General features: G+C 57.2%; 10 protein-coding genes. 6 read left to right on the top strand and 4 right to left on the bottom strand.

The genetic code is table 11. The features are described 5' to 3' along the window. Positions 1-10 precede the first annotated feature (10 nt). A complete protein-coding gene (gene ssuC / locus ABLV52_RS02820; RefSeq protein WP_348889973.1) occupies positions 11-802 on the top strand; it encodes an aliphatic sulfonate ABC transporter permease SsuC in 792 nt (263 codons plus the stop codon). Then, positions 799-1,572, top strand: coding sequence for an aliphatic sulfonates ABC transporter ATP-binding protein (ssuB, locus tag ABLV52_RS02815; RefSeq protein ID WP_147733836.1), 774 nt, complete (start codon positions 799-801; stop codon positions 1,570-1,572). The genes ssuC and ssuB overlap by 4 nt, the downstream gene beginning before the upstream one ends. A gap of 97 nt (positions 1,573-1,669) precedes the next feature. On the opposite strand, the gene pepN is transcribed toward ssuB, so the two are convergent. Continuing rightward, on the bottom strand, positions 1,670-4,285 hold the full coding sequence (gene pepN, locus ABLV52_RS02810) for an aminopeptidase N (protein WP_348889972.1): 2,616 nt from the start codon (positions 4,283-4,285) through the stop codon (positions 1,670-1,672). Positions 4,286-4,611: 326 nt separating this feature from the next. On the opposite strand from pepN, the gene pncB reads away from it, so the two are divergent. From pncB to aspC, 4 genes are all read left to right on the top strand, one after another. Next, positions 4,612-5,814 carry a nicotinate phosphoribosyltransferase gene (gene pncB / locus ABLV52_RS02805; RefSeq protein WP_032428717.1) on the top strand — a complete coding sequence of 401 codons (1,203 nt, stop codon included), beginning with the start codon at positions 4,612-4,614 and terminating at the stop codon, positions 5,812-5,814. A 165-nt stretch (positions 5,815-5,979) separates the two neighbouring features. Further along, on the top strand, positions 5,980-7,380 hold the full coding sequence (asnS, locus tag ABLV52_RS02800) for an asparagine--tRNA ligase (RefSeq protein WP_017899452.1): 1,401 nt from the start codon (positions 5,980-5,982) through the stop codon (positions 7,378-7,380). Between the two features lie 591 nt (positions 7,381-7,971). Continuing rightward, on the top strand, positions 7,972-9,054 hold the full coding sequence (ompK35, locus tag ABLV52_RS02795) for a porin OmpK35 (protein WP_004201406.1): 1,083 nt from the start codon (positions 7,972-7,974) through the stop codon (positions 9,052-9,054). A gap of 187 nt (positions 9,055-9,241) precedes the next feature. Continuing rightward, positions 9,242-10,432 carry an aspartate transaminase gene (gene aspC, locus ABLV52_RS02790; protein ID WP_023289032.1) on the top strand — a complete coding sequence of 397 codons (1,191 nt, stop codon included), beginning with the start codon at positions 9,242-9,244 and terminating at the stop codon, positions 10,430-10,432. Between the two features lie 66 nt (positions 10,433-10,498). Here the strand turns inward: aspC and ABLV52_RS02785 are convergent, their stop codons facing one another. The 3 genes from ABLV52_RS02785 to ldtD all read right to left on the bottom strand — a co-directional run bounded on the left by ABLV52_RS02785 (position 10,499) and on the right by ldtD (position 13,805). Further along, positions 10,499-11,146: an MBL fold metallo-hydrolase gene (locus tag ABLV52_RS02785; RefSeq protein WP_023289031.1), complete on the bottom strand. Its 648-nt coding sequence runs from the start codon at positions 11,144-11,146 to the stop codon at positions 10,499-10,501. Positions 11,147-11,159: 13 nt separating this feature from the next. Beyond that, the gene (locus tag ABLV52_RS02780) at positions 11,160-11,711 is read right to left on the bottom strand and encodes a YcbK family protein (RefSeq protein WP_004201403.1); all 552 of its coding nucleotides are present in this window, start codon (positions 11,709-11,711) and stop codon (positions 11,160-11,162) included. A gap of 303 nt (positions 11,712-12,014) precedes the next feature. Beyond that, positions 12,015-13,805, bottom strand: a complete 1,791-nt coding sequence (gene ldtD, locus ABLV52_RS02775) for a L,D-transpeptidase (RefSeq protein ID WP_348889971.1) — start codon at positions 13,803-13,805, stop codon at positions 12,015-12,017. Positions 13,806-13,899: the final 94 nt, after the last annotated feature.

The following is a 13,899-nucleotide window of genomic DNA, read 5'->3' as shown; positions in this document are numbered from 1 at the left end:
GGAGGCACTGATGGCAAAATCAACCCATCCCCTGTTGTTACGCCTCGCCCCCTGGCTGCTGCCGGTGGGAACGGTCATTGTCTGGCAGCTGGCGTCGTCCGTCGGCTGGCTGTCGACGCGGGTGCTGCCCTCGCCGGAGGGCGTTTTGAAAGCATTCTGGACGCTCTCGGCCAGCGGTGAGCTGTGGCAGCATCTGGCCATTAGCTCGTGGCGGGCGCTGGTCGGCTTCGCCATCGGCGGCTCCATTGGACTGGTGCTCGGCCTGATCAGCGGTCTGTCACGCTGGGGCGAGCGCCTGCTGGACACGTCGATCCAGATGCTGCGCAATGTGCCGCACCTGGCGCTGATCCCACTGGTGATCTTGTGGTTCGGTATCGATGAGACCGCCAAGATCTTCCTCGTATCGCTGGGGACCCTGTTCCCGATCTATATCAATACCTGGCACGGGATCCGCAATATCGACCGTGGGCTGGTGGAGATGGCGCGCAGCTATGGTTTATCCGGCTTTGCTCTTTTCCGTCACATGATTTTACCCGGCGCCCTGCCCTCGATTATGGTCGGCGTGCGTTTTGCCCTCGGTCTGATGTGGCTGACGCTTATTGTCGCCGAAACCATCTCGGCGAACGCCGGTATCGGCTACCTGGCGATGAATGCGCGTGAATTCCTGCAAACCGACGTGGTGGTGGTCGCCATCATTCTTTACGCCATTCTTGGCAAACTGGCCGACGTCAGCGCCCAGCTGCTGGAGCGGCTCTGGCTGCGCTGGAACCCGGCGTATCATCTTCAGGAGGCTAACGCATGAACACTGCCCGTCTGAACCCAGGTATCCCGCTGCTGCTGAACGGGGTGACTAAACGCTATGGCGACAACACCATTCTTAACGAGCTGGATCTGCATATCCCCAGCGGCCAGTTTGTGGCGGTGGTGGGCCGCAGCGGCGGCGGCAAAAGCACCCTGCTGCGCCTGCTGGCGGGCCTGGAAAAGCCGAATGCCGGCGAGCTGCTGGCAGGCGCGACGCCGCTGGCGGCGATCCAGGACGACACCCGGATGATGTTTCAGGATGCGCGCCTGCTGCCGTGGAAAACGGTGATTGATAACGTGGGGCTGGGGTTAAAAGGCGCCTGGCGCGACGCCGCCCTGCAGGCGTTGGCCAGCGTCGGACTCGAGAGCCGCGCGCAGGAGTGGCCGGCGGCGCTGTCGGGCGGGCAGAAGCAGCGCGTTGCGCTGGCCCGCGCGCTGATCCATCGCCCGCGTCTGCTGCTGCTGGACGAGCCGCTGGGGGCGCTGGACGCCCTCACCCGTCTGGAGATGCAGGAGCTGATCGTCTCCCTGTGGCAGGAGCATGGCTTTACGGTCCTGCTGGTGACCCACGACGTCAGCGAAGCCGTGGCGATGGCCGACCGGGTGCTGTTGATTGAAGAGAAGAAGATCGGTCTCGATTTGAACGTGGATATTGCGCGACCGCGGCGCACCGGTTCGGCGAAGCTGGCCGAGCTGGAGGCGGAGGTGCTGGATCGGGTGATGAAACGCGGCAAGAGCGAGAGCGCACCGCGTTTGTTTAGTCATGGCTAACTAACGTCCCCGGCCCGCGCTTCGCTCGGCCGGGCTACCAAATCGCACAGCGCTGTAGCCCCGGTAAGCGAGAGCGCAACCGGGGATTTTGCCACCGTTACGCCAGCGCCTTACTGATTTTCTCGTACAGATCGCCTGAGAGATCCTTCAGCCCCTTCAGCTGCTCCAGCGCGGCGCGCATCAGCGCCTGGCGTTTCTCATCATAACGCTTCAGACGAATCAACGGCTCAATCAGTCGCGATGCGACCTGCGGGTTGCGCTGGTTAAGCTCGGTCAGCATCTCCACCAGGAACTGGTAGCCGCTACCGTCTTCAGCATGGAACGCCGCCGGGTTGCTGCTGGCGAAAGCGCCGATGAGCGACCGCACGCGGTTCGGGTTGCTCATGCTGAACGAACGATGGTTCAGCAGACCGCGTACCGTTTCGACCACATTGGCCGCCGGACTGGTGGACTGCAGGATAAACCACTTGTCCATCACCAGGCCGTCCTGATGCCATTTGTCGTCATACTCCTGCATCAGCGCATCGCGGCACGGCAGCTCAGCGGCAACCGCCGCCGACAGCGCGGCCAGCGCGTCGGTCATGTTATCCGCCTGGTGATACTGCGCCGCCACCAGCTTATCGCCCAGCGTCGGCTCTGCGAACGCCAGATAGCGCAGGCAGGTATTGCGCAGGGCTCGCTTACCGATATCGGCGTGCTCCACCCGGTAGCTGTCGAGCTTATTGGCGTTATATAGCGCGAGGAATTCGTCCGCCAGCTCGTTCGCCAGGGTGCGGGTGAGCGCCTCGCGCACGGTGGCGATGGCGATAGGATCGATAATGGCGAACATCTCGGCGATTTCGTTGGCCGACGGCAGGGTTAAGATCTCGGCGGCCAGCGCCGGGTCAATCTTCTCGTCGAGCAGAATCGCGCGGAAGGCGTCCGCCACGTGCACCGGCAGCGACAGCGGCTGTCCCTGCTGATGACGGTTGACGTTCAGCTTGATGTAGGTCGCCAGCAGACTCTGCGCCGCATCCCAGCGCGAGAAATCATTCCGCGCATGGCGCATCAGGAAGGTTAGTTGCTGATCGCTCCACTTGTATTCCAGTTTCACTGGTGCTGAAAACTCGCACAGCAGTGCCGGGACCGGCTGGAAATAGACATTATCAAAGACGAAAGTCTGCTCAGCCTGGGTCACATTTAGCACCGGGTGCAGCGGATGACCGCCCTTCTGCAGGGGGATCACCTTACCTTCGTTATCGTACAGCTCGATGGCAAACGGAATATGCAGCGGCTGTTTCTCAGCCTGCTCGGCGGTCGGCGGCGTGCGCTGGCTGATGGTCAGCGTATACTGCTCGGTTTCCGGGTTATAGTCGTCGTGGACGGTGACAATCGGCGTGCCGGACTGGCTGTACCAGCGGCGGAAGTGCGACAGGTCGACGTTAGAAGCATCTTCCATCGCCTGGACGAAATCGTCGCAGGTGGCGGCGCTGCCGTCATGACGTTCAAAATATAGCTGCATCCCTTTCTGGAAGTTTTCTTCACCCAGCAGCGTGTGCAGCATGCGGATCACTTCGGCACCCTTTTCATAGACCGTCAGGGTGTAGAAGTTATTCATCTCGATAACCATATCCGGGCGGATCGGGTGCGCCATCGGGCTGGCGTCTTCGGCAAACTGCAGCCCGCGCATGGTGCGCACGTTGTTAATGCGGTTCACCGCCCGCGAGCCGAGGTCGGAACTGAACTCCTGATCGCGGAACACGGTCAGCCCCTCTTTCAGGCTGAGCTGGAACCAGTCGCGACAGGTGACGCGGTTGCCGGTCCAGTTATGGAAATACTCATGGCCAATCACCCGCTCAATATCGAGATAGTCTTTATCGGTGGCGGTGTCGGTGCGGGCCAGGACATATTTGGAGTTAAAGACGTTCAGCCCTTTGTTTTCCATCGCTCCCATATTGAAGAAGTCGACGGCGACAATCATATAGATGTCGAGGTCGTACTCGAGGCCAAAGCGCTCCTCATCCCATTTCATGGAGTTTTTCAGCGAGGTCATCGCCCACGGCGCGCGGTCGAGGTTACCGCGGTCGACGTACAATTCCAGCGCCACTTCACGCCCGGAGCGGGTGGTAAAAGTGTCGCGCAGGACGTCGAAATCACCGGCCACCAGCGCAAACAGGTAGCACGGCTTCGGGAAGGGATCCTGCCACTGTACCCAGTGACGACCGTTCTCCAGATCCCCTTCCGCCATCCGGTTGCCGTTGGAGAGCAGGAACGGATATTTGGCTTTATCGGCGATAATTTTGGTGGTAAAGCGCGCCAGCACATCCGGACGGTCCAGGTACCAGGTGATATGGCGGAAACCTTCCGCTTCACACTGGGTGCACAGCGCTTCGCCTGACTGATACAGGCCTTCCAGCGCGGTGTTCGCCGCCGGGCTGATCTCATTGACGATGGTCAGGGTGAAATGCTCCGGCAGGCCGCCGATCACCAGCTGATTGTTTTCTTCTTTATAGTCGCTCCACGGCTGGCCGTTCACCTGCAGAGCAATCAGGGTCAGATCTTCGCCGTCCAGGCGCAATGGCACATCAGACGCAGCCGCATGGCGGGAGACCTTGCTCTCGGCCGTAACAACGGTTTTTGCGGCATCCAGGTCAAAGGTCAAATCGATATCGCTAATCAGATACTCCGGCGCACGATAGTCGTGGCGGTATTTGGCTTGGGGCTGTTGTGTCATAAAAAACCTTTAGCATCTTCGGTAAAGTGTCGTCCCAGTCTATTCCTGTTGTGTCAATCGCGCTATGCAGAATCTTCATCTTTTCAACGTGAAACACGAAAATCGCTACATTTTGTTAACACTCGCGGCACGAATTGCCCTCGACCCGACGCAAAGCTTGTGGTGTGATCCATGTTCAATATATTAAACTAGGCCTCGCAAATGACCGTCAGCGTCGCCATCGCTCGCCATCGCGGGACAGAGCCGGGTAATAAAGGTATACTCCGCCTCCTTTTTCCGCGTTGGTTTCGATGGAACGCTCCAGTGAGAGGATGCTACTGCGCACCATGACACAATTCACTTCTCCTGTACTGCATTCGCTGCTTGATACGGATGCCTACAAGCTGCACATGCAGCAGGCTGTCTTCCACCGCTACGGCGATGTACATGTGGCGGCGGAGTTTCGCTGCCGTGGAGACGACCTGCTCGGCATTTATGCCGACGCGATCCGCGAGCAGGTGGAGTCCATGCGCGATCTGAGGCTGCGGGATGATGAATATCGCTGGCTGTCCACCCTTCCCTTTTTTCGCCAGGATTACCTCGACTGGCTGCGCGATTTTCGCTATGACCCGCGCCAGGTCACGGTCGCCAATGACAACGGCAAGCTGAACATTCGCCTCACCGGCCCGTGGCGGGAAGCCATCATGTGGGAAGTCCCCCTGCTGGCGGTGATAAGCGAGCTGGTCCATCGCTACCGTTCACCCGAGATGGGCGTTGAACAAGCGCTAAACGCGCTGGAGCATAAGCTAGGCGACTTCGCCACCATGACCGCTGACCTCGATATGAGCGCCTTCCGCCTGATGGATTTCGGCACCCGCCGTCGTTTTTCACGCGATGTACAGGAAGCCATTGTGCAACGCCTGCAGCAGGAGCCCTGGTTTGTCGGCACCAGCAACTACGATCTGGCGCGCCGTCTGAACTTAACCCCGATGGGTACCCAGGCCCATGAGTGGTTCCAGGCCCACCAGCAGATCAGCCCGAACCTGGCCAGCAGCCAGCGGGCGGCCCTCGCCGCCTGGCTGGAAGAGTATCCTGACCAGCTGGGCATCGCGCTGACCGACTGCATCACCATGGATGCGTTCCTGCGCGATTTCGGTCCGGAGTTCGCCACCCGCTATCAGGGTTTGCGCCACGACTCCGGCGACCCGGTGGAATGGGGTGAAAAAGCCATCGCCCATTACCAGAAGCTGGGCATCGATCCGCTGAGCAAAGTGCTGGTCTTCTCCGATAATCTCGACCTGGCGAAAGCCGTCGACCTGTATCGCCACTTCGCCTCGCGGGTGAAGCTGAGCTTTGGTATTGGTACCCGTTTAACCTGCGATCTGCCGCAGGTTAAACCGCTCAATATCGTGATTAAGCTGGTGGAATGTAACGGCAAGCCGGTGGCGAAACTCTCCGACAGCCCGGGGAAAACCATCTGCCACGATAAGGCCTTCGTCCGCGCCCTGCGCGAGGCGTTCGACCTGCCGCCGATTAAAAAGGCAAGCTAATTTCCCTAAGGAGCCTTTCAGGCTCCTTTTTCTTTATTATTTATTGCCGAATTATCCGCTTATGATGCGAAATCTACTTGTCTGATGGAAGATGACAGGTAACATAGATATCCCCCCGCTGTAGGGGGAAGAGACTTTTTTATTGGACTATATAGAGAGATTATTATGAGCGTTGTGCCTGTAGCCGACGTACTCCAGGGCCGCGTTGCCGTTGACAGCGAAGTCACGGTCCGCGGATGGGTGCGTACCCGCCGAGATTCAAAAGCTGGCTTTTCATTCCTCGCCGTCTATGACGGTTCCTGCTTTGATCCTGTACAGGCCGTTATTAATAATTCTCTGCCCAATTACAATCAGGAAGTGCTGCGTCTGACCACCGGTTGCTCGGTGATTGTCACCGGTAAAGTCGTGGCTTCCCAGGGCCAGGGTCAAAGCTTTGAGATCCAGGCGACCAACGTGGAAGTGACCGGCTGGGTGGAAGACCCGGACACCTACCCGATGGCGGCCAAGCGTCACAGCATCGAGTATCTGCGTGAGGTGGCCCACCTGCGTCCGCGCACCAACCTGATCGGCGCGGTTGCCCGCGTGCGTCACACCCTGGCGCAGGCGCTGCATCGCTTCTTTGATGAGCAGGGCTTCTTCTGGGTCTCCACCCCGCTGATTACTGCCTCCGATACCGAAGGCGCCGGCGAAATGTTCCGCGTGTCGACGCTGGATCTGGAAAACCTGCCGCGTAACGATCAGGGCAAAGTCGATTTCGACAAAGACTTCTTCGGTAAAGAGTCGTTCCTGACCGTTTCCGGCCAGCTGAACGGCGAGACCTATGCCTGCGCGCTGTCGAAGATTTACACCTTCGGCCCGACCTTCCGTGCGGAAAACTCCAACACCAGCCGCCACCTGGCGGAGTTCTGGATGCTGGAGCCGGAAGTGGCCTTCGCTAACCTGAACGATGTTGCCGGCCTGGCGGAAGCGATGCTCAAGTACGTCTTTAAAGCGGTACTGGAAGAGCGCGCGGACGACATGCAGTTCTTCGCCGAGCGCGTTGATAAAGACGCTATCGACCGTCTGCAGCGCTTTATCACCGCTGATTTTGCGCAGGTGGATTATACCGACGCCGTCACTATTCTGGAAAACTGCGGCAAGCAGTTCGAGAACCCGGTCTACTGGGGCGTGGATCTCTCCTCCGAGCACGAACGTTACCTGGCTGAAGAACACTTCAAAGCGCCGGTGGTAGTGAAAAACTATCCGAAAGATATTAAAGCCTTCTACATGCGCCTTAACGAAGACGGTAAAACCGTCGCGGCAATGGACGTCCTGGCGCCGGGTATTGGCGAGATCATCGGCGGTTCCCAACGTGAAGAGCGCCTCGACGTGCTCGACGCGCGTATGGCCGAGATGGGTCTGAATAAAGAAGACTACTGGTGGTATCGCGACCTGCGCCGCTACGGCACCGTTCCACACTCCGGCTTTGGCCTGGGCTTCGAGCGTCTGATTGCCTACGTGACCGGCGTGCAGAACGTCCGCGATGTCATCCCGTTCCCGCGGACCCCGCGCAACGCGACATTCTAAATTTTTCTGACATAAACCTGAAAGGCCAGCGCAAGCTGGCCTTTTTTTATGTCAATTACTGTTATCAAAATTCAACAAACTTAAACATCAAGGCCTCGGATTCACATTTATGTTACGCACTGTTTCGGTGCATCCGGGTGATGCAGATCGCACTTTATGTTCATAACAGAGCAAAACCCCTGATAAATTTGCTCATTTTTTAACCACGCGCCGCACGTCTTGCCAAGACAAAGGCTGAATAAAAAGAAGGCGAATTCAACACACAAAATGAGCAAATTTACGCTTATCCAAATTAATCATAAATAATTCATATAGATAGATATGGAAAGGCGATTTACCTCACCATGTGGAACGGAATTTTGATTAAGTTCACAAAGTTCCCAGAAATACATATTTAGTTACATGTTTTTTCGTTTTGTTACTCATATGAGATATTAGTAGCATTTTCCGGCTAGCGAAACGTTGTCGCGGATGGAAAGATGCCTTCAGACACCAAACTCTCATCAATGGTTCTGTAAGTTTTTATTGACAGAACTTATTGACGGCAGTGGCACGTGTTCATATAAAAAATATTAATGAGGGTAATAAATAATGATGAAGCGCAATATTCTGGCAGTGGTGATCCCTGCCCTGCTGGTAGCCGGTGCAGCTAACGCTGCAGAAATCTATAACAAAAACGGCAACAAACTGGACTTCTACGGAAAAATGGTCGGCGAGCACGTCTGGACCACCAATGGCGACACCAGCAGCGACGATACCACCTACGCCCGTATCGGCCTGAAAGGCGAAACCCAGATCAACGATCAGCTGACCGGCTACGGTCAGTGGGAATACAACATGGACGCCTCCAATGTTGAAGGTTCCCAGCCGACGAAAACCCGTCTGGCGTTCGCAGGTCTGAAAGCGGGCGAGTATGGTTCATTCGACTACGGCCGTAACTACGGCGCGATCTACGACGTCGAAGCAGCAACCGATATGCTGGTTGAATGGGGTGGCGACGGTTGGAACTACACCGACAACTACATGACCGGCCGTACCAACGGCGTGGCAACCTACCGTAACTCTGACTTCTTCGGTCTGGTTGACGGCCTGAGCTTCGCGCTGCAGTACCAGGGTAAAAACGACCACGACCGTTCGATTCACAAGCAGAATGGCGACGGCTTCAGCACCGCGGCGACCTACGCGTTCGACAACGGTATCGCGCTGTCTGCTGGCTACTCCGGCTCCAACCGCAGCGTAGACCAGAAAGCTGACGGCAATGGCGACAAAGCCGAAGCCTGGGCAACCTCTGCAAAATATGACGCCAACAATGTCTACGCGGCCGTCATGTACTCCCAGACTTACAACATGACCCCGGAAAACCAGGGTAACTACTTCGCTGGCAAAACCCAGAACTTCGAAGCCGTTGTACAGTATCAGTTCGACTTCGGCCTGCGTCCGTCCATCGGCTACGTACAGACCAAAGGCAAAGACCTGCAGGCGCGCGGCGGCTTCTCCGGCGGCGATGCGGATCTGGTTAAATACGTCGAAGTGGGTACCTGGTACTACTTCAACAAGAACATGAACGTTTATGCGGCGTACAAGTTCAACCAACTTGACGACAACGCTTATACGCGTGAAGCTGGCGTAGCGACCGACGACCAGGCGGCCGTGGGTATCGTTTACCAGTTCTAATCTGCAGTACACCCCTTCGTGATATGCCTTCAGAGCAGGACTTCGGTCCTGCTTTTCTCTATTCCTGAGGCAAAGCTCGTATCTTTCGAAAACCTTCGCGCTTTTTATCGCAAACGGTTGGCAATTCGTTGTTCTCCCGTTAACCTGATAGCGGATTTCCCTTCAGTAATCACAATGGAACCTCGTCATGTTTGAGAACATTACCGCCGCCCCAGCCGACCCGATTTTAGGTCTGGCCGATCTGTTTCGTGCCGATGACCGCCCTGAAAAGATTAACCTCGGAATTGGTGTTTACAAGGATGAAACCGGTAAAACACCCGTTCTGACCAGCGTCAAAAAAGCAGAGCAGTACCTGCTGGAAAATGAAACGACTAAAAACTATCTGGGCATCGATGGTATTCCTGAATTTGGTCGCTGCACCCAGGAGCTGCTGTTCGGTAAAGGCAATGCGATTATCGCCGATAAACGCGCCCGCACCGCGCAGACCCCGGGCGGTACCGGTGCGCTGCGCGTCGCCGCAGACTTCCTCGCCAAAAACACCGACGTGAAACGCGTGTGGGTAAGCAATCCAAGCTGGCCAAACCATAAGAGTGTGTTTACCTCCGCCGGGCTGGAAGTACGTGAATATGCCTACTACGATGCGGCTAACCACGCGCTGGACTTTGATGGTCTGCTGGCCAGCCTGAACGAAGCCCAGGCGGGCGACGTGGTACTGTTCCACGGCTGCTGCCACAACCCGACCGGTATCGATCCGACGCTCGAACAGTGGCAGACGCTGGCGCAGCTGTCGGTCGAGAAAGGCTGGCTGCCGCTGTTCGATTTCGCCTACCAGGGCTTCGCCCGCGGTCTGGAAGAAGATGCTGAAGGGTTGCGCGCCTTTGCTGCTCTGCATAAAGAGCTGCTGGTCGCCAGCTCCTACTCGAAAAACTTTGGCCTGTACAACGAGCGCGTCGGCGCCTGCACCCTGGTCGCCGCCGATCAGGAGACCGTAGACCGCGCGTTCAGCCAGATGAAGTCGGTGATCCGCGCTAACTACTCCAACCCGCCAGCGCACGGCGCGTCCGTGGTCGCGACCATCCTGAGCAACGATGCGCTGCGGGCAATCTGGGAGCAGGAGCTGACCGATATGCGCCAGCGCATCCAGCGTATGCGCCTGCTGTTCGTCAACACCCTGCAGGAGAAAGGCGCGAGCCGCGACTTCAGCTTTATCAGCAAGCAGAACGGTATGTTCTCGTTCAGCGGCCTGACTAAAGAGCAAGTGCTGCGTCTGCGTGAAGAGTTCGCCATCTATGCGGTCGCGTCCGGCCGTATCAACGTGGCCGGCATGACGCCTGACAACATGGCGCCGCTGTGTGAAGCCATCGTCGCCGTGCTGTAAGCGATATTATTCGCTATAAAGAAAAAGGCCGCGAATGCGGCCTTTTTTACGTTCGCGTCAGGTCGGTTACCAGACCGGCATCTCATCCTGCAGGAACGGGTTGTTGCGGCGTTCCTCACCCAGCGTCGACAGCGGACCATGGCCGGGAATAAAGGTCACGTCATCGCCCAGCGGCAACAGCTTATCCTTAATGGCCGCGATCAGCTGTCCATGGTCGCCGCGTGGAAAATCACTGCGCCCCACCCCGCCTTTGAAAATCACATCTCCGGAAATGAGCAGTCGGGAAGCGTCATCAAAGAAGACCACGTGACCCGGCGTATGGCCCGGGCAGTGCAGTACCCGCAGCGCCACATTCCCCACATTAACCACATCGCCTTCATTGAGCCAGCGATCCGGACGCAGCGGCTGGCAATCCTCCAGGCCGAACATCCGGCTTTGCGCCGGTAATCCTTCCAGCCAGAACTCATCTTCTTTTTCCGGACCAATAACCGGTACGCCATAATGCTGCGCCAGTTCCGCAGCGGCGCCGACGTGATCGAGATGGCCATGCGTCAGCAGGATCTGCATCAGCGTGACGCCAGCCTCCGCCACCACCGCTTTGATACGTTCAGCATCGCCGCCAGGATCGACCAGCGCCGCCAGCCGGGTTTGTTCGCACCAGATAAGAGAACAGTTCTGCGCGAACGCGGTAACCGGAATAATACGATAGTTCATGACGCTCCTTTCGTTACCAGTGCCTTACGGGACCGGTATCAATATGCACAAAGTTACTACGTGGGTAGTATCCTACACCACCTGCGCGCATAGATAACGCCGCTTTGCGAATATTGCTTAACGAAATACCTTCAATATGGAAATCCATTGCCTGCCCCTTGGTGTGATAGCTATGTTTTGCTACACCACGGCTTCGTGCGCGAAGCTCATCATTGGTATCGAGGGAACGATAGCCAGAGATAAGCTGGACAGGTTTGTTGGTGCCTAGTAGTCCCTGCAACCGATAAAGATGATCGAACAGATTTGGATCGATGGACTTAATTTTATTCGCGCGGTAATCACGGAAAAAATGGTTAAGTCTTGCTAATTCATCCTGAATATAGCCTCTGCCATCGAAAAACTCCGCCTTGAGTGATTCACCGGTATGCAGGTTATTCAGCGTCAAAATACGCGGACGGGGGGTCGAGAGGGTGGCAAATGCCGGCGCAGGGAGAATGGCGGCAGCACCCAGCGCAGCACCACCCAACGCCAGCAATCTGCGGCGATTAGCGTCAAATTTGTCCATGATAATCAGGTCTACAGTCAATGAATCGTTATATACTTTTTCCGCTTTGCGCGATGCTGAACCCCAGCACGCCATCGCTCGCCACAGCCGTGATGCTGCCCGGCAAAAGAGAGCGTTCGCGCTGACTGCGTCACGCATTGAGCGGAATGATATGTATATGCACTTCTGGCGCACGAAAGGCACCTTACCGGGCATTATTGCCAACGTCAAGGCAGCCTCACCCCAGGAAAATCGGGCGCTGCAGAGGAGCAGCGCCCTTTTTTACCCAGTGCTAGGACAACAAAATCCATTGAACTACTTCATTTACCTGATTAATTGCTCAGCTTTCGTCAGAATTTGTGCGCTGGATCGCGCGGTGATATCGTAATTGTAAATATCTGTTCGATATTGTGTACGTCCATCAGCGTCCACAAACGCCGTTAAGTAATATAAATTCACCGGTATATTTTGCCGAATATTGACATAGCGCGTGTCCCCTTGCTTCAGGGCATCGGAAATACGCGTGTCATTCCAGCCCGCATCCTGCAGCAGCATATTGGCCAGCTCCGAAGCCTTATTCACCCTCACACAGCCGGAACTGAGCGCACGAACATCCTTCTGGAACAGGTTATGGTTCGGCGTATCGTGCAGGTAGATGGCATCGGAGCTCGGCATATTGAACTTGTAGCGTCCGAGCGAGTTACGCGCTCCGGGCGCCTGCTGAAAACGGAACGGTAAGTTGTTCTCGGTGATGCTCGACCAGTCGACCCGATAAGGATCGATGGTCTCTTTACTGTTCCAGCCGCGCATGACGGTGTAGCCATGCTGCTCAAGATAGCCTGGATTGTTACGCACCTTCGGCAGGATATCTTTGCGCGCCAGGGTTGGCGGCACGTTCCATGGCGGATTGACCACCACGTTATTCAGCGCGCTGCTCATCATTGGCGTTTTGCGGTCCGGACGCCCCACAATTACCCGCGAGGCCAGCACCTGGCTGCCGTCCTGGTAATAGACCAGCGAGAACGCCGGAATATTGACCATAATGCCGGTGGACAGTTTGCCCGGCAGTAAGCGTAAACGCTGAATGTTCAGGGCCAGCACCCCTGCGCGCTGCGCGGAAGAGACGTTGAGCCAGTCGCGAGTCGACTGGCCGATGACGCCATCCGCCCCCAGCCCCTGCATCGCCTGGAAGCGCTTAACCCCCTCCACCAGCTGGCGATCGTACACGCCGCGCGCCGCAGGTTTGCTCTTTTTCTTCGCCGACGGGCTCACCACATCGCCGGGCAGAACGATATTGGCGGTATCGTCCAGCATTCCGGTACGCTGGAGGATCTCGCGCAGGGCGCCGATATCATTGCTCCATTCGCCGGGGCGCAGCGAGCCGCTGCCGGTCATCTGCGGCCATGGGCGAGAATCAGCCACCAGCGCCAGCAGCGACTGATGCATGGCTTCATACTGCGGATGATGCGGCGCCAGGCCGGCGATAAACGCCGGCAGGGAGCCATTGTCCAGCGCCAGCTGCCACTGGTTAATCACCGACAGCGGCGGGGTCGCCATCTTGTACGGCGTTGAACTGTACAACCAGCGGGTCCCCTGGGTGGGGATGCCGCTGATAAAGTGCAGATAGCCCATCATGGCGTCCGACAGCACCACATCGCGCGCCATGCCGCTGACGGCGGGATCGGTCAGCAGGCTGACCCAGGTGGTAAACTGCGGCTGAAAACCGGCGATGGCGATCTCCGCCAGCTGCTGCTGGAACGCCTGCACTGCCTCGCGGTTTTCCCACATCGGTTTCATATCCCTGGCGGCGTACAGCGACACCAGCGGATTCATAAAGACGGGTTTGTACCCTGCCGGCAACAGCGCCTCGATCTGGGCGCGGCTGTTTGCCGCCGCCTCCATCGACAGCGGCTGCTCACCGGCCAGCTTCGCGACCGCCGGCGATTGCCCATCGCTTTGCGCCAGCGCGGCGGAAACCTCGGCGGGCGCCGCAGAACTGTCGCCGGGTACGACTTCAGGCTCTTCGGCCTGGACATTGAACAGCGGAGCAAATGCCAGTGCCAGGCTCAGGCTGAGCGCTGACAATGGACGACCATACCGTTTCTTTAGCAACATCCCTTGCCCCCTGTTGTCACACATTGCTGCCCACAAAATTGGGGCTCTTTTTTCAGTATATAAAGACGAAAAGGCTTTTGCCTTACCTAATGTA

It is taken from the genome of Klebsiella sp. GB_Kp056 (assembly GCF_040064755.1).
Lineage (GTDB): Bacteria > Pseudomonadota > Gammaproteobacteria > Enterobacterales > Enterobacteriaceae > Klebsiella > Klebsiella quasipneumoniae.
This window is presented reverse-complemented; position numbering and strand designations above follow the sequence as displayed.

Coding starts and splice junctions, on each gene's coding strand:
- ssuC (WP_348889973.1), top strand. CDS start 11: ATGGCAAAATCAACCCATCCCCTGTTGTTACGCCTCGCCCCCTGGCTG.
- ssuB (WP_147733836.1), top strand. CDS start 799: ATGAACACTGCCCGTCTGAACCCAGGTATCCCGCTGCTGCTGAACGGG.
- pepN (WP_348889972.1), bottom strand. CDS start 4,285: ATGACACAACAGCCCCAAGCCAAATACCGCCACGACTATCGTGCGCCG.
- pncB (WP_032428717.1), top strand. CDS start 4,612: ATGACACAATTCACTTCTCCTGTACTGCATTCGCTGCTTGATACGGAT.
- asnS (WP_017899452.1), top strand. CDS start 5,980: ATGAGCGTTGTGCCTGTAGCCGACGTACTCCAGGGCCGCGTTGCCGTT.
- ompK35 (WP_004201406.1), top strand. CDS start 7,972: ATGATGAAGCGCAATATTCTGGCAGTGGTGATCCCTGCCCTGCTGGTA.
- aspC (WP_023289032.1), top strand. CDS start 9,242: ATGTTTGAGAACATTACCGCCGCCCCAGCCGACCCGATTTTAGGTCTG.
- ABLV52_RS02785 (WP_023289031.1), bottom strand. CDS start 11,146: ATGAACTATCGTATTATTCCGGTTACCGCGTTCGCGCAGAACTGTTCT.
- ABLV52_RS02780 (WP_004201403.1), bottom strand. CDS start 11,711: ATGGACAAATTTGACGCTAATCGCCGCAGATTGCTGGCGTTGGGTGGT.
- ldtD (WP_348889971.1), bottom strand. CDS start 13,805: ATGTTGCTAAAGAAACGGTATGGTCGTCCATTGTCAGCGCTCAGCCTG.